Raw genomic sequence first — 14,857 nt, 5'->3', positions numbered from 1 at the left:
CCAACGCTAGGGCACGCATGAACCGCGTCGAGCTGCAGCACGGTGCCGCGACCGACGTCGGGCGGGTCCGGAAGGTCAACGAGGACGCCTTCCTCGCCGATCCGCCCGTCTTCGTGGTGGCCGACGGCATGGGCGGGCACGACCGCGGTGACGTCGCCAGCAGGTACGCCGTCGAGGAGCTCGCGCGCCTGTCCCGCCGCAGCTACGAGCTCGAGGACGGGACCACGGCCGTCGACGCCGCGCTCCAGGCCGCCCAGGACCGCCTCCTCGCCTACGACGAGGAGCAGCGCGCCGCCGGCGCCGGTGACGACTTCGCGGCCGGGACGACCGTCGTGCTCGCCCTGCTCGTGGAGTCCGTGGACGGGCCCCACTGGTTGCTGGCCAACGTCGGCGACTCCCGGATCTACCGGTGGAACGAGGGCGAGCTCGAGCAGGTCAGCGTCGACCACAGCCTGGTCCAGGAGCTCGTCGACGCCGGCCGGATCTCACCCGACGACGCGGCCGTGCACCCGAACCGCAACGTCATCACCCGCGCCCTCGGCGGAGCGGCGATGCCGGGCGCCGTCAGCGGCGCCGCCGACTACTACCTGCTGCCCCTCGCCGCCGCCGAACGCCTGCTGCTGTGCTCCGACGGGGTCAGTGGCATGGTGGACGACGTGACCATCGCCTCGATCCTCGCGGAGCACGACGACCCGCGCGACGCCGCGGACGCCCTCGTCGCCGCTGCGGTCACCGCGGGCGGGTACGACAACGCCACGGCGGTCGTGGTCGATGTGGTGGGATTGGCACACGTTGACCCGTACGACTCGCGCACGCAGCGGCTGAGTCTGGAGCAGAAGTTGGGGGCACTCCCATGACCGAGAGCGGCACTGCCACTGCCTGGTCGTACCGCAGCGGTGCGTGGTTCGCGGTCTTCGGGCCCGAGGCCGCCATCGTGCTGCCGGAGTCGCAGAAGGACCAGGTCGTCGCTCTCTGGGCGATGGTCGACGGCGGCGCCGGCTTCGACGACGTCCTCGACGGGCTGCTCGCCTCGGGGCTGAGCCGGATCCCCGGCTTCGTGCTGGTCAGCACCGACCAGGGCCCGACCCGCTTCCTGCTGCGCGGCGCCGACGTGGTCGCCACCGTCACCGCCGCCGGTGAGACCGTGACCGTCGACGGCGGCGCCAGCCACACCTGGGTCGAGCGCAGCCTCGACGACGTCACCGCGTTGAGCATCAGCCTCCCGGCTGGTGAGGGCGAGGTCGACGACACCGACTTCCCGATCCTCACCGGACTGGTCCGGGTGGGCCGGATCGACCGTCCCGCGGTGGTGGCCGCCGTCGCTGCTCCCGAGCCGGTCGTCGAGCCGGAGGCGGCAGCTGAGCCGGAGCCGGTCGCTGAGCCGGAGCCGGTCGTCGAGCCCGAGCCGGAGCCCGTGCCCTCGTTGGGTGGCGCGCACCTCGCCCTCGACGAGCCCAGCCCCCTCGACGAGGGCGGAGCGGCGGTGACCGAGGCGGCATACCTCGACGACGGCCCCGCCACCGAGGTGATGGACGTCGTCGACGAGTCGATGGACGAGCCGCTCGCCGAGGCGCCCCAGGAGCCCGCGCCCGACGGCTGGGTGACCCCGTGGGACACCCCGGCCGCCGACGACGCAGCCGACGACGCCGACACTGCGGCCGAGCCCGCCGACGGTGACCCGCTCGACGAGGCGCCGACGCCCGCCGTACCCGCGCCGTCGTTCCCGCCGCTGGGCGGTCCGACCGAGGTCGCGCCGCCGGGCTGGGTGCCGCCCCCGCCGCCGGGACCGCCCGCGCCCCCCGCCCCGGGTGCGCCCGAGCTGCCCGACGCACCTCCGCTGCCGGTCGGCTCGTGGGAGCCGGTGGGCGGGGTCTCCGCACCGCCCGGACCCGGCATCGAGCACGACGGCTTCACCGTCGCGGGTGCCGGCGAGCCGCCGGCGCCGCTGGTCCCGCCCGTGCCCGGTACCCCGGCCGCGCCGCCGGTCACCCAGCCGGTCGCCAAGCTCCTCGTCTCCGACGGTCAGTCGATCATCGTCGACCGCGCGGTCCTGATCGGCCGGGCGCCGGAGGCCCGCCGGTTCACCTCGACCGAGCAGCCGACGCTCGTCACGGTGCCCAGCCGGCTCCACGAGATCTCCTCCACGCACGTCGAGGTCCGTCCCGGCACCGGCGCCGATCTCGGCACGGCCGTGGTGACCGACATGGGCTCGACCAACGGCACCGTCCTGGTGCAGCCGGGCCTGGGCCCGGAGGACCTCAAGCCCGGTATCGCCGTCCAGCTGATCCCCGGCGCCACCATCAACCTCGGTGACGGGATCACGATCCAGGTCACCCGTCCCTGACCTAGATGATGGACGACGAGGACTCGCGCGCTACGCAGCGCTCACCACGCACGCTGGCGGCGTTGCCGATGCTCGAAAGACGATCAGTCTGCCGTCGCCTCGGCGCCTTGCCATCGCACGCGTTGAGCGCCGCTCGCCTGCCCGATTCCTCGTCGTCCATCATCTGCCGCTACTCGGAGCGCTGAGCATGTCGCACGTCCCCACCCCGCCGCCCCTCGCCGCCGGTGACCTCCGTCCGGCGGAGATGGAGCGACGGTTCACCGCCTTCGTCATCGACCGGGCGGTGGGCTGGGGCATCGGCGCCGCGGCCGCCGTCGGCGTGTGGAAGCTGGTCGACCCCGACAACGGTGCGGTCGTCGTGCTCACCTTCGTGGGCGTCGCGGCCCTGGTCGGGCTGGTGCTCGCCGTCCTCGTCGGTACGACGGGCCTGACCCCGGGCAAGGCCGCCACCGGCCTGCGCGTGCTGCGGCGTACGACGGGCCGCCCGATCGGCGTCGGCGCCGCGCTGGTGCGGGCGATCGTGCTCGGTGTCGCCGGGCTGCCGACGGCCGGGCTCGGCCTGGCCACCTTCGCCTGGACCGCCGCGATGGACCCCGCACGCCAGCGCCGCGGGCTGCACGACCGGATCGGCGACGCGATGGTCGTCGACGTCCGGCCGCTCGAGGTCGAGGCGGCACCGGTGGTCGAGCGGCCGCAGCAGATCGTGAACCTCACCGCGATGCGGCTGCTGCCCTCGCCGGTCGAGGAGCACCCCACGCCGATCCCGGAGCCGACGCCCACCCCGACGCCGGTACCCGCCCCGGTTGCGGCACCAGCGCCGGTTCTCGCGCCCGTCCCGGCTCCCGCGCCCGCCCCGGCTCCGCAGGCCCGCCCGACCCCGCCGCCCCCGCCGACCCCGCCGCCGGCCGCACCCGCGGCGCCCGCAGGTCCCCGGGTCCCGGTCGAGCAGACCCGGGTCCGCCCCGAGCCCGGCAGCGACCCGGCGGCGGTGCCGCCGAGCCCCGCGACCGTGCGGTGGCGGGTGGCGTTCGACACCGGGGAGGCGTTCGTCGTCGAGGGCCTCGCGCTCGTCGGCCGGCGCCCGGAGCCCCGGCCGGGGGAGGAGGCGCGGCACGTCGTACCCCTGCGCTCCTCCGACATGTCGCTCTCGAAGACCCACGCCCAGTTCCAGGTCGCCGCGGACGGCGCGCTCGTGGTGATGGACCGCGGGTCGACCAACGGCTCCTACGTCATCCGCAAGGGCATGTCCCGCTCGCTGTCGCCCGGTCGGCCGAGCACGCTGCTCGCCGGCGACGAGGTCCGCTTCGGCGACCGCACGATGCGGGTCGAGCGCGAGGCCTGACTCCCGGCGCTCAGGCCGCGGCCCACTCCCGGCGCAGCAGCCCGTAGACCGCGGTGTCGCTCCACGTCCCGTCGCGGTCGGCGTAGTCCTCGCGGGTGTGTGCCTCGTGGCGCATGCCGAGCCGCTCGCACAGTCGCGCCGAGGCGAGGTTGCGCGGGTCGAGCCGCGCCATCAGCCGGTGCAGCGGGTAGTGCGTGAACGCCAGGTCCACCAGCGCCCGGGCCGCCTCGGTCGCGAACCCGCGGCCGGCGTGCTCCGGCGCGAACACCCAGCCCAGCTCGCCGATCCCCGGCGGGTCGCACTCGCCGTGCCGGTCGGTGAAGCGCAGCATCAGGTCGCCGACGAGCACGCCCTCGTGGACCGCGGCCAGCGCCAGGATCTCGCCGGGCACCGACGGCGCCGTACCGGCCACCAGTCGTTCCATCCGGCCGGCCAGGCCCTCGGCGTCGAGCGCGGGGAACGGCAGGTAGCGGGTCACCTCGGGATCGGAGCAGTACGCGCCGATCGCCGCGCTGTCCGAGGGCACGACGGTCCGCAGCACCAGCCGCTCGGTCGTGAGGGGCAGGGGCGGTGCCGGCAGCACGGGGGCCGTCAATTCGGTTGCCACGTCGGTGAGAATAGGTGGCGGCACGGACACTACGATGTGCCGCGCGTGCGCCCGACCGGTGCGCACGCCTGCGATGACGAGAGGTTGGGCGGACCCGTGCCGACTGGCAAGGTGAAGTGGTACGACGCGGAGAAGGGCTTCGGCTTCCTCTCCCAGCAGGGCGGCGAGGACGTCTACGTCCGCGCCGACGCACTGCCCGAGGGCGTGACCACCCTCAAGGCGGGCACCCGCGTCGAGTTCGGCATCGCCCAGGGGCGTCGCGGCGAGCAGGCCCTCCAGGTCCGCGTCCTCGACGCGCCCGCCTCGGTCTCGCGCAACCAGCAGCAGGCCAAGCGCAAGAAGCCGGAGGAGATGGTCCCGATCGTCGAGGACCTGATCCGCCTGCTCGACGGCGTCGGCGAGGCCTACCGTCACGGGCGTCACCCCGACCGTCGTACGGCGCAGCCGGTGGCCAAGCTGCTGCGCGCGCTGGCCGACGAGCTGGAGTCCTGAGCCCGAGCGCTGAGCTCGGTCAGGCAGCCCGCGCCGGCTTCGGTGCGGGACGCTGGGGCCGGCTTCGCAGCACGAAGACCGCCCAGGCCGTCAGCAGCACGGCGGCGAACGCCAGCCCGACCCCGTTGACGGCGGGGTAGGACATCACGACGCCGAGGAAGCCGCCGAACACCCACGCCAGCTGCAGGGTGGTGTCGCCCTTGGCGAACGCGCTGGCGTGCGCGCGCACGGGGACGCCGCTCTGGATCGTGGAGTCCAGGGACACCTTCGCGAGGTACTGCATCAGCCCGACCGTCAGGCCCAGCGCCAGCAGGGGGAGCAGGCCGTAGAACACCGTCGCCAGCACCAGCGCGACGATGTCGGCGACGAGGGCGACCACGACCATCACGGCCGGGTTGATCCTGCGGGCGAGCGAGGCGACCACGATCCCGATCGTGTTGCCGAGCCCGGCGGCACCGATCACCAGGCCGACGAGCAGCGTGGATCGGGTCTTGGTCTCCCAGCCGTCGAGCGGCTCGGTGGCCAGCACGAACGTCATGAACATGGTCAGGAAGCCCGACAGCAGCCGGGGCCCGCAATTGGCGCGCAGGGCGAACGCGACCTTCGGGGGCAGGCCGCTGCGTCGTACGCCGGCCCCCGGCCCACCGAGGGACTCCTCGCCGGACGAGGCGTCGACCCGGTTGGGCAGCAGGATCGCGGCGATCGTGCCGACCGTGAACACCACGAAGGCGTAGCGGCAGGCCCACTCCGGACCGATCCAGTACGCCGCGCCGGCGAGCGGCCCCGACACGCAGGCACCGACCACGCCGGCGAGGGCCACCCGGCCGTTGGCCTTGACCAGGGTGATCTCGCTGGGGAGCAGGCGGGGGACCGCGGCGGCCTTCGCGACGCCGTACGCCTTGGAGGAGACGAGGACGCCGAGCGCGGCGACGTAGAACCAGGGCGAGCCGTCGCCCAGGGTGCCGGCCAGCACCCAGCACAGGAATGCACGCAGCGCGAAGGTGGCGCCGATCGCCCAGCGGCGGCCGTGGCTGAACCGGTCGAGGAAGGGTCCGATCAGCGGCGCCACGATCGCGAACGGGACCATGGTGAGGCCGAGGAACAGCAGCACCGGGCCGCGTTCGCCGCTGGTCGCGCCGGCGAAGAAGACGGTGCCGGCGAGCGCGATCGCGAACGCCGAGTCGCCGGCCGCGTTGGCGGCGTGCAGCTCGATCAGCCGGTTCAACCCGGAGCGCTCGGCACCCTGCGCGCCGGCGGCCTTGCGGGCCTGGCGCACGGTCGCCCGGCTGGCCCGACCGGTCACCGCAGCGAATCCCCTGAGCCCGCGAGCGGTCGCCTTGGCGCCGCTGCCGATGCTGGAGCCCACGGCCCGCATCGAGCCGGTCTCGGTGAGCTCGGGGCTCGGTCCGCTCCCGGCGCCCGGTGGGCTGGCCGGCGGGCGCTGGTCCGGACCGTGCGTGCTCACGGTCCTATCTTGCCTGCCCCGACGTGACGATCGCCGGTGGCATGGGGGATGCTGTGCCGGTGTCCACCCTGGAGCGCAAGCTGACCGACGCCGCCACCGCCGATGCCGTGGACGCGGCGCGCGCTGCGCTGCTCGAGGAGGTCGACGCCTCCGACGTGGGTGAGCACACCGGCCACCAGGTCGACGGGCTCCGGGTCGTCACCCACCTCTTCGAGTGCTCCCGCAAGGGCTACCGCGGCTGGCACTGGGCGGTCACGCTCACCCGGGCCTCCCGTCAGCGCAAGGTGACCGTGGTCGAGGTCGTGCTGCTGCCCGGCCCCGACGCGATCGTCGCCCCCGCCTGGGTGCCCTACCGCGACCGCCTGCGCCCCGGCGACATGTCGCCCGGCGACCTGCTGCCCGTCTCCGACGACGACGCGCGCCTGGTGCCGACGTACTCCTTCGGTGACGACGCGCTCGACACCGACGAGAAGACCCAGGTCCGTGCGGTCGCCAAGGACCTCGGCCTCGGCCGGGTCCGCGTCCTGTCCCCGGAGGGCCGCGACGCCGCCGCCGAGCGCTGGTACGACGGCGAGGCCGGCCCCGATGCCCCGATCGCCAAGTCCGCGCCGCACCACTGCTACTCCTGTGGCTTCCTGGTCCGCCTCAACGGCCCGCTGTCCGAGCTGTTCGGCGTGTGCGCCAACGGCGACGCCAACGACGACGGTCGCGTCGTCGCGCTCCAGCACGGCTGCGGTGGGCACTCCGAGGTGCGCCTGACCAAGCGGCAGCAGCCCCAGCCGCCCGCTCCGCCGGTCATCGACACGATCTCGCTGGACGACCTCGAGAAGTTCTGAGCCGCGCCCGCGCTTGTAACTAAGTGTTACAGCGCGAAAACCGGTACAACAACGCCCGGGTTGTGGTCCTAACACCCGGGTAGATGCCGCGGATTGGCTGTGCGGCCCGAATCTGGGCGTCGGCGTACGTCGAACACGCCTACCCGGGTGCAGTTGCTAGTTCCCGGGTGCTGTGGCACCGAAAACCGTTCTGTAACCCTTAGTTACAAGGCGGCGCGCGTCAGCCGGGGGTCAGGATGGCCACCGAGTAGAGGTCGTCGACCGGGCGCAGGTCGTAACCACCGAACCGGTGCTGCACGACCAGCCCGGCAGCCGCGACGTCGGCGGCGAACTCCTCCGGTGCGTACGCCCGCGCGGTGGCAGGCCCCTGCTGCAGGTGGAAGCCGACCAGGATCCGGCCGCCCGGCGCGAGCAGTGAGGCGAGGCGGCGGAGCACGGCGACCTCGGTGTCCTCGGCGACGAACGTGAGCACGTTGCCGACGCAGACGACCAGGTCGTAGGCGACGGGTGCGCCGGCGGCGGCGAGTGCCTCGGGGGAGAGCGCGAGGATCTCCAGGGGCACGACCGGCAGCTCGGGGAACGTACGACGCGACTGCTCGACGAGCACCGGGTCGGGCTCGGCGGCGGTGACCCGGTGACCCAGGGAGAGCAGGTGGGCGCCGATCCGGCCCATGCCGGAGCCGGCGTCGAGGATCGTGGCGCCGCGCTCGACGAGGGTGTCGGCCAGCCGCGCCTCGCCGACCACGTCGGCGCCGTCGGCGATCAGCTCGGCGAACCGCTCGCCGTACCCCGACGTCCTCGCGCCGCCCAGCGCCCACCGGGTGGGCGGCAGGGGAGCGTCACTCATCGACGTCGACGTCGCCGTCGACAGCGAGCTCGCGCTCGGCGCGGACCTGGCGCCGGCGCTTGCAGTACTCCGAGCCGAGCAGGCCGAGGCCGACCCCGGTCAGGCACATCCACAGCAGCCAGGTGCGGCCGTCCTCCTCGAGCCGGCCGTAGAACGGCAGCAGGCCGATGAAGGCGACGAGGAACAGCACGGTGCCGACCTGGACCGTTCGTACGCCGTCGACGTCGAGCGGCTCGACGGGGGCGATCAGGTAGGTCCGGTTGCCGAACTCGTGCTGGGTCGGCTGGTCGTCGCGGAGCTCCACGGAGATCACTCTACTCCCGGCGGAATGATTACCGAAGGTAATGACTTATGCTAACGACATGCCGACTCTGGAGAAGCACGTGCGCAGCAATGCGGGGCTCGCCACCGAGCTCCGGTTCGCGGTCATGCGCCTGCGGCGCCGGCTCGCCCGCGAGCGGCACCCCGACAACGACCTCAGCGTCTCGTCGATGGCGGTGCTCTTCGCGCTCACCAGGCACGGCGACCTCACCGTCGGCGCGCTGGCTGCGCGCGAGCAGGTGCAGCCGCCGAGCATGACCCGCACCGTCACCGCGCTCGCCGACATCGGCCTGGTCGAGCGGTGCGCCCACCCGACCGACGGCCGGCAGGTCGTCGTACGCGTCACCGACGAGGGCCGTGCCGTCGTCGCCGCCGACCTCACCCGTCGCGACCGGTGGCTCTCGCGCCGCCTCGAGGACCTGACCGCCGAGGAGCGCGACGTGCTGCGCCGCGCCGCCCCCATCCTGCAGCGCCTGGCCGAAGCCGACTGACGCCGACCGACCCGAAGGAGATCCCACGAGCCCCCGATTCCGCTCCCTGTCCCACCCCAACTACCGGCTGTACTTCGCCGGCAGTCTGGTTTCCAACGTCGGCACGTGGATGCAGCGCGTCGCCCAGGACTGGCTGGTCCTGACCATCCCCGGCAACGGCGGCGCCGCGCTCGGCATCACGACCGGCCTCCAGTTCCTGCCGGTCCTGCTGCTCTCGCCGTACGCCGGCGTCCTCGCCGACCGCATCTCCAAGCGGGTCCTGCTCCAGGTCACCCAGGCGATGATGGCCCTCGCCTCGCTCGCGCTCGGCCTGATCGCGGTGCTCGGCGTCGCCGAGACCTGGCACGTCTACGTCATCGCGTTCGTCTTCGGCATCGGCGCGGCCTTCGACGCGCCCGCCCGGCAGGCGTTCGTGTCCGAGATGGTCGGCGCCGACGACCTGACCAACGCCGTCAGCCTCAACTCCGCCGCGTTCAACGCCGCGCGGCTGATCGGCCCCGGTCTGGCCGGCCTGCTGATCGGCCTCGGCGGGGGCGGGATGCGCGCGACGGGCTGGGTCATCCTCGCCAACGCGCTGTCCTACCTGGCGGTGATCGCCCAGCTGCGCCGGATGGACGCCTCGGCGCTCCACTCGCCGCGCCCCGCCGCCCGCACTCCCGGCATGCTGCGCGAGGGCGTCACCTACCTGCGCGGCCAGCCGAAGATGCTGATGATCCTGGTCCTCGTCTTCTTCATCGGCACCTTCGGGATGAACTTCCAGATCACCTCGGCGCTGATGGCCACCGAGGTCTTCGGCAAGGGAGCCAGGGAGTACGGCGTGCTCGGCTCCGCCCTCGCCATCGGCTCGCTCACCGGCGCCCTGGTCGCGGCCGGCCGGTCCCAGGTCCGGGTCCGGCTGCTCATGGGTGCTGCCGTCGCGTTCGGGGTGCTCGAGATCGCGGCCGGCCTGGTCCCGACGTACCTCACCTTCGTGCTGCTGTGCCCCCTGCTCGGCTTCTCGGTGATCACGGTCCTCAACTCCTGCAACGCGCTGCTGCAGACCGAGTCCGAGCCGGCGCTGCGCGGTCGGGTGATGGCGATCTATATGACCATCGTGATGGGCGGCACTCCGCTGGGCTCGCCGGTCATCGGCTGGATCGGCGACCAGTTCGGTGCGCGGTGGACCCTGGTCGTCGGTGGGGCCCTGGTGCTGGCCGGCGTGGGGCTCGCGGTCGTCGTACGCCGGGCTGCCGTGGCACGCCTCGAGCCGACCACCTGCTCGACCCCGGTCGTGGCGCCTGCCATGCTTCGGCCGTGAACTCGGCCGAATCCTTCGCCCCCGCGAACCCGATCGACCGCTTCTTCCGCATCTCCGAACGGGGCTCCAGCCTCGGCCAGGAGCTCCGCGGAGGCGTGGTCACCTTCTTCACGATGGCCTACATCGTGGTGCTCAACCCGCTGATCCTCGGGTACGCGACCGACATCGACGGCAAGTACCTCGGCGGCGGCAGCGCCCCGAACCTCGCGGCCATCGCCGCCGGTACGGCGCTGGTGGCGGGCGTGCTGACGATCCTGATGGGCGTCGTCGCCAACTACCCGCTCGCGCTGGCCACGGGCCTGGGCCTCAACGCCTTCCTCGCGTTCGCCGTCGCCAGCCAGATGACCTGGGCCGACGCGATGGGTCTGGTGGTGATCGAGGGTGTGCTGATCCTGGTCCTCGTCCTCACCGGGTTCCGTACGGCGGTCTTCCGGGCCGTCCCCGCGCAGCTCAAGGTGGCGATCTCGGTCGGTATCGGCCTGTTCATCGCGCTGATCGGCTTCGTCGACGCCGGCGTGGTGAAGCGGATCCCCGACGCTGCCAAGACGACCGTGCCTGTCCAGCTGGGCGCCGACGGCAGCCTGAGCGGCTGGCCGGTCCTGGTCTTCGTGGTCGGCCTGCTGCTGATGCTGGCCCTGTGGGTGCGCAAGGTCCGCGGGTCGATCCTGATCTCGATCGTCGTGATGACGGTGGTCGCGATGGTCGTGGAGGCGATCGGCGACCTCGGCCGGGCCTCGGAGAAGGCCGGCGGCTGGGCGCTCACCGTCCCCGCGTGGACCGGCGACTTCCATGCGCCCGACTTCGGCACCCTGGGCGAGTTCAACCTGTTCGGCTCGTGGGACAAGGTCGGCGTCGTCACCGTCCTGCTGCTCGTCTTCTCGCTGATGCTCGCCGACTTCTTCGACACCATGGGCACGATGACCGCCATCGGCGCGGAGGCCAACCTCCTCGACGAGGAGGGCATGCCGCCCCACGCCGACCGGATCCTGGTCGTCGACTCGGTCGCCGCGATCGCCGGCGGTGCGGCCGGCGTCTCGTCGAACACGTCCTACATCGAGTCGGCCTCGGGCGTCGGCGAGGGTGCCCGCACGGGCCTGGCGTCCGTGGTCACCGGTGCGCTCTTCCTGGTGACGATCTTCGGCGCGCCGCTGGTCGCGATGATCCCGTCCGAGGCCGCGGTCCCGGCCCTGGTCCTGGTCGGCTTCCTGATGATGCAGCAGATCACCGGCATCTCCTGGGACGACGTCGAGATCGCGATCCCGGCCTTCCTGACCATCGTCCTGATGCCGTTCACGTACTCGATCTCGGTCGGCATCGGCGCCGGATTCGTGTCCTACGCGTTCCTCAAGGTGGTCCGCGGGAAGGCCCGCGAACTGCACCCGCTGCTGTGGGTCGTGGCCGGCCTGTTCGTCATCTACTTCGCGATCGACCCGATCACCCGGTGGTTGACCTGAGCTCACCCCGCTCAGGCGTGCGCCCCGGGTTTTGACCCGCCTTCGGGGCGGCCGGTAATCTCGAATCTCGTGTCTGGGGCCACCCGGCACGTCGAGCCTGCCCTCAGTCCCCCGCCCTCACCGGCGTGGCGAGCGGGGGAGCGCTCCGGCACTCCGCATCAACGCTTCACCCCGAGCCCGGCACCGTGCCAGGCCGTGACCAGAAACGGAAAGGGAACCACCAGGTGCCCACCATCAATCAGTTGGTCCGCAAGGGCCGCCAGGACAAGGTGTCGAAGACCAAGACGCCTGCCCTGAAGGGTTCGCCCCAGCGACGCGGTGTGTGCACCCGCGTCTACACCACCACCCCCAAGAAGCCGAACTCCGCCCTCCGGAAGGTCGCCCGCGTGCGCCTCTCCAGCGGCGTCGAGGTCACCGCCTACATCCCGGGTGAGGGTCACAACCTGCAGGAGCACTCGATCGTGCTCGTCCGCGGCGGTCGTGTGAAGGACCTGCCCGGTGTTCGCTACAAGGTCATCCGCGGCGCTCTGGACACCCAGGCCGTGAAGAACCGTAAGCAGGCTCGCAGCCGCTACGGCGCCAAGAAGGAGAAGAGCTGACATGCCGCGCAAGGGCCCCGCGCCGAAGCGCCCGATCGACGTCGACCCGGTCTACGGTTCGCAGCTGGTGACCCAGCTGGTGTCGAAGGTGCTCCAGGACGGCAAGAAGCAGGTCGCTCAGCGGATCGTCTACTCCGCTCTCGAGGGCACCCGCGAGAAGACGGGCGTCGACCCGGTCATCACCCTCAAGCGTGCGCTCGACAACGTGCGCCCCGCGCTCGAGGTCAAGTCCCGCCGCGTCGGTGGCGCGACCTACCAGGTCCCGATCGAGGTCAAGGGCAACCGCGGCACCACGCTGTCGCTGCGCTGGCTCGTCGGCTACGCCCAGGAGCGTCGCGAGAAGACCATGGCCGAGCGCCTCCAGAACGAGATCCTCGACGCTGCCAACGGCCTCGGTGCCGCGGTGAAGAAGCGCGAGGACACCCACAAGATGGCCGAGTCCAACAAGGCCTTCGCTCACTACCGCTGGTGATCTTCGTCGGAGCGGGCCCGTCGCCACGGTGCCCGCTCCGACACCACCGGCTCCATCCCCATACCTAAGGAACGCTGACTCACGTGGCAGTCGACATCACGACGGACCTGAACGTCGTCCGCAACATCGGCATCATGGCGCACATCGACGCCGGCAAGACCACCACCACCGAGCGCATCCTGTTCTACACCGGCATCACCTACAAGATCGGTGAGGTCCACGATGGCGGCGCCACGATGGACTGGATGGAGCAGGAGCAGGAGCGCGGCATCACGATCACGTCGGCCGCGACGACCTGCTGGTGGAAGAAGCACCAGATCAACATCATCGACACCCCCGGACACGTGGACTTCACGGTCGAGGTCGAGCGCTCGCTGCGCGTCCTCGACGGTGCCGTCGCGGTGTTCGACGGTGTGGCCGGCGTGGAGCCGCAGACCATGACGGTGTGGCGCCAGGCCAACAAGTACGCCGTCCCGCGGATGTGCTTCGTCAACAAGCTCGACCGGACCGGCGCGGACTTCTACCGCGTCGTCGACTCGATCGTGCAGAAGCTCAACTCCACCCCGTTGGTGCTGCAGCTCCCGATCGGCGCCGAGGGCGACTTCATCGGCATCGTCGACCTGGTCGAGATGAACGCCAAGGTGTGGCGTGGCGAGACCGAGCAGGGCGAGGACTACGTCGTCGAGGAGATCCCCGCCGACCTGGCGGACAAGGCTGCGGAGTACCGCGAGAAGCTCGTCGAGACCCTCGCCGAGGCCGACGACGAGATCATGGAGGTCTACCTCGAGGACGGCGACACGTTCGACGTGCCGACCCTCAAGGCCGCCATCCGTCGCGCGACCCTGGCCGACAAGGTCAACCCGATCCTCACCGGCACCGCGTTCAAGAACAAGGGCGTCCAGCCCCTGCTCGACGCGATCGTCGACTACCTCCCCTCGCCGCTCGACGTGGACGGCATCGTCGGTCACAAGCCGGGCGCGGAGGAGACCGAGGAGAACGAGGTCGTTCGCAAGCCCTCGTCCGAGGAGCCCCTCGCTGCGCTGGCGTTCAAGATCGCCGCTGACCCGCACCTGGGCAAGCTGACCTTCGTCCGCGTCTACTCGGGCAAGCTCGAGGCCGGCGGCACCGTGCTCAACACGAGCAACGGCCGCAAGGAGCGGATCGGCAAGGTCTACCAGATGCACGCCAACAAGCGTGAGGAGATCGCCTCGGTCGGCGCCGGCCAGATCGTCGCCGTCATGGGCCTCAAGGACACCCGGACCGGGCACACGCTCTCCGACAACGCCAAGCCGGTGGTGCTGGAGTCGATGACCTTCCCGGCCCCGGTGATCTCGGTCGCCATCGAGCCGAAGACCAAGGCCGACCAGGAGAAGCTCGGTGTCGCGATCGGTCGTCTGGCCGAGGAGGACCCCACCTTCGTCGTCAAGACCGACGAGGAGACCGGCCAGACCATCATCTCCGGCATGGGCGAGCTCCACCTGGAGATCCTCGTCGACCGGATGAAGCGCGAGTTCAAGGTCGAGGCCACCGTCGGCAAGCCGCAGGTCGCCTACCGCGAGACCATCCGCGGCACCGTCTCGAACCACAGCTACACCCACAAGAAGCAGACCGGTGGTTCGGGTCAGTTCGCCAAGGTCGTCATCTCGATCGAGCCGAACATCGACCCCGAGACCGGTCTCGGTGCGGGCTACGAGTTCGTCAACAATGTCTCGGGTGGCCGCGTGCCGCGCGAGTACATCCCGTCGGTCGACAACGGCGGCCAGGAGGCCATGGAGTTCGGCGTCCTCGCCGGGTACCCGATGGTCGACGTCAAGTTCTCGCTCGAGGACGGCGCCTACCACGACGTCGACTCCTCCGAGCTCGCGTTCAAGATCGCCGGCATCCAGTCCTTCAAGGAGGCCGCTCGCAAGGCGAACCCGTGCCTCCTCGAGCCGGTGTTCGCCGTCGAGGTGACCACGCCCGAGGACTACCTCGGCACGGTCATCGGCGACATCAACAGCCGTCGCGGTCAGATCCGCGCGCAGGAGGAGCGTCACGGCGACATCGTCGTGGCTGCCCTCGTGCCGCTGTCCGAGATGTTCGGGTACGTTGGCGACCTGAGGTCCAAGACCTCCGGTCAGGCGTCGTACTCGATGGAGTTCGACTCGTACGCCGAGGTTCCCACGAACATCGCCGACGAGATCATCAAGAAGGCGCGCGGCGAGTAGTCCCCACCCGGGACTGCTCGACGCAGACCCTCGGCGCACCACCCCTTTAGTACGAGTCAAGTAACAACACACCAGGAGGAGCC

Annotated in this window: 15 protein-coding genes; 11 read left to right on the top strand and 4 right to left on the bottom strand. The window is 71.5% G+C overall.

Translation table 11 applies throughout. The features are described from left to right. Window positions 1-17 precede the first annotated feature (17 nt). The 3 genes from ACZYRU_RS24945 (at window position 18) to ACZYRU_RS24935 (ending at window position 3,686) form a co-directional block, all read left to right on the top strand. Window positions 18-857 (top strand): PP2C family protein-serine/threonine phosphatase, encoded by an 840-nt coding sequence (locus ACZYRU_RS24945; protein WP_488959807.1) that lies wholly within the window; start codon window positions 18-20, stop codon window positions 855-857. Then, window positions 854-2,344 (top strand): FHA domain-containing protein, encoded by a 1,491-nt coding sequence (locus ACZYRU_RS24940; RefSeq protein ID WP_488959806.1) that lies wholly within the window; start codon window positions 854-856, stop codon window positions 2,342-2,344. The genes ACZYRU_RS24945 and ACZYRU_RS24940 overlap by 4 nt, the downstream gene beginning before the upstream one ends. A gap of 187 nt (window positions 2,345-2,531) precedes the next feature. Continuing rightward, a complete protein-coding gene (locus ACZYRU_RS24935) occupies window positions 2,532-3,686 on the top strand; it encodes an RDD family protein (protein ID WP_488959805.1) in 1,155 nt (384 codons plus the stop codon). Window positions 3,687-3,696: 10 nt separating this feature from the next. Here ACZYRU_RS24935 and ACZYRU_RS24930 read toward each other — a convergent pair whose 3' ends face one another. Beyond that, the gene (locus ACZYRU_RS24930) at window positions 3,697-4,293 is read right to left on the bottom strand and encodes a GNAT family N-acetyltransferase (protein WP_488959804.1); all 597 of its coding nucleotides are present in this window, start codon (window positions 4,291-4,293) and stop codon (window positions 3,697-3,699) included. A gap of 96 nt (window positions 4,294-4,389) precedes the next feature. Between ACZYRU_RS24930 and ACZYRU_RS24925 the strand changes: the two genes are divergently transcribed. Beyond that, window positions 4,390-4,785 (top strand): cold-shock protein, encoded by a 396-nt coding sequence (locus ACZYRU_RS24925; protein WP_139624783.1) that lies wholly within the window; start codon window positions 4,390-4,392, stop codon window positions 4,783-4,785. Between the two features lie 19 nt (window positions 4,786-4,804). On the opposite strand, the gene ACZYRU_RS24920 is transcribed toward ACZYRU_RS24925, so the two are convergent. Then, a complete protein-coding gene (locus tag ACZYRU_RS24920; RefSeq protein ID WP_488959803.1) occupies window positions 4,805-6,250 on the bottom strand; it encodes an MFS transporter in 1,446 nt (481 codons plus the stop codon). 59 nt (window positions 6,251-6,309) lie between these two features. Here ACZYRU_RS24920 and ACZYRU_RS24915 point away from each other — a divergent pair, with 59 nt between their 5' ends. Continuing rightward, the gene (locus ACZYRU_RS24915; RefSeq protein WP_488959802.1) at window positions 6,310-7,086 is read left to right on the top strand and encodes a DUF3027 domain-containing protein; all 777 of its coding nucleotides are present in this window, start codon (window positions 6,310-6,312) and stop codon (window positions 7,084-7,086) included. Window positions 7,087-7,306: 220 nt separating this feature from the next. On the opposite strand, the gene ACZYRU_RS24910 is transcribed toward ACZYRU_RS24915, so the two are convergent. Together ACZYRU_RS24910 and ACZYRU_RS24905 are read right to left on the bottom strand one after the other, a co-directional pair. Next, window positions 7,307-7,933 carry a class I SAM-dependent methyltransferase gene (locus ACZYRU_RS24910; RefSeq protein WP_488959801.1) on the bottom strand — a complete coding sequence of 209 codons (627 nt, stop codon included), beginning with the start codon at window positions 7,931-7,933 and terminating at the stop codon, window positions 7,307-7,309. Further along, a complete protein-coding gene (locus ACZYRU_RS24905) occupies window positions 7,926-8,237 on the bottom strand; it encodes a DUF2530 domain-containing protein (RefSeq protein ID WP_488959800.1) in 312 nt (103 codons plus the stop codon). Before ACZYRU_RS24905 ends, ACZYRU_RS24910 begins: the two co-directional genes overlap by 8 nt. Before the next feature lie 58 nt (window positions 8,238-8,295). Here ACZYRU_RS24905 and ACZYRU_RS24900 point away from each other — a divergent pair, with 58 nt between their 5' ends. The 6 genes from ACZYRU_RS24900 (at window position 8,296) to fusA (ending at window position 14,774) form a co-directional block, all read left to right on the top strand. Next, entirely contained in the window at window positions 8,296-8,745 is a 450-nt protein-coding gene (locus ACZYRU_RS24900; RefSeq protein WP_488959799.1) for a MarR family winged helix-turn-helix transcriptional regulator, read from the top strand. A gap of 46 nt (window positions 8,746-8,791) precedes the next feature. Beyond that, a complete protein-coding gene (locus ACZYRU_RS24895; RefSeq protein WP_488959850.1) occupies window positions 8,792-10,042 on the top strand; it encodes an MFS transporter in 1,251 nt (416 codons plus the stop codon). Then, the gene (locus tag ACZYRU_RS24890; RefSeq protein WP_488959798.1) at window positions 10,039-11,496 is read left to right on the top strand and encodes an NCS2 family permease; all 1,458 of its coding nucleotides are present in this window, start codon (window positions 10,039-10,041) and stop codon (window positions 11,494-11,496) included. The genes ACZYRU_RS24895 and ACZYRU_RS24890 overlap by 4 nt, the downstream gene beginning before the upstream one ends. Window positions 11,497-11,720: 224 nt before the next feature. Then, complete coding sequence (rpsL, locus tag ACZYRU_RS24885; RefSeq protein WP_038677267.1) at window positions 11,721-12,095, top strand: 30S ribosomal protein S12; 375 nt, start codon at window positions 11,721-11,723, stop codon at window positions 12,093-12,095. A gap of 1 nt (window position 12,096) precedes the next feature. Beyond that, window positions 12,097-12,567, top strand: a complete 471-nt coding sequence (gene rpsG, locus ACZYRU_RS24880) for a 30S ribosomal protein S7 (RefSeq protein WP_141800194.1) — start codon at window positions 12,097-12,099, stop codon at window positions 12,565-12,567. 134 nt (window positions 12,568-12,701) lie between these two features. Beyond that, window positions 12,702-14,774: an elongation factor G gene (gene fusA, locus ACZYRU_RS24875; RefSeq protein WP_488959849.1), complete on the top strand. Its 2,073-nt coding sequence runs from the start codon at window positions 12,702-12,704 to the stop codon at window positions 14,772-14,774. Window positions 14,775-14,857: the final 83 nt, after the last annotated feature.

Source organism: Nocardioides sp. F233 (genome assembly GCF_057813895.1).
Note: the sequence above shows the minus strand (reverse complement) of the source record. Positions and strands in the feature narration are given on the sequence as shown.

Excerpts from the sequence above, each read along its gene's own strand:
- ACZYRU_RS24900 (WP_488959799.1), top strand. The coding sequence starts at position 8,296 with ATGCCGACTCTGGAGAAGCACGTGCGCAGCAATGCGGGGCTCGCCACC.
- fusA (WP_488959849.1), top strand. The coding sequence starts at position 12,702 with ATGGCGCACATCGACGCCGGCAAGACCACCACCACCGAGCGCATCCTG.
- ACZYRU_RS24935 (WP_488959805.1), top strand. The coding sequence starts at position 2,532 with ATGTCGCACGTCCCCACCCCGCCGCCCCTCGCCGCCGGTGACCTCCGT.
- ACZYRU_RS24945 (WP_488959807.1), top strand. The coding sequence starts at position 18 with ATGAACCGCGTCGAGCTGCAGCACGGTGCCGCGACCGACGTCGGGCGG.
- ACZYRU_RS24910 (WP_488959801.1), bottom strand. The coding sequence starts at position 7,933 with ATGAGTGACGCTCCCCTGCCGCCCACCCGGTGGGCGCTGGGCGGCGCG.
- ACZYRU_RS24940 (WP_488959806.1), top strand. The coding sequence starts at position 854 with ATGACCGAGAGCGGCACTGCCACTGCCTGGTCGTACCGCAGCGGTGCG.
- rpsG (WP_141800194.1), top strand. The coding sequence starts at position 12,097 with ATGCCGCGCAAGGGCCCCGCGCCGAAGCGCCCGATCGACGTCGACCCG.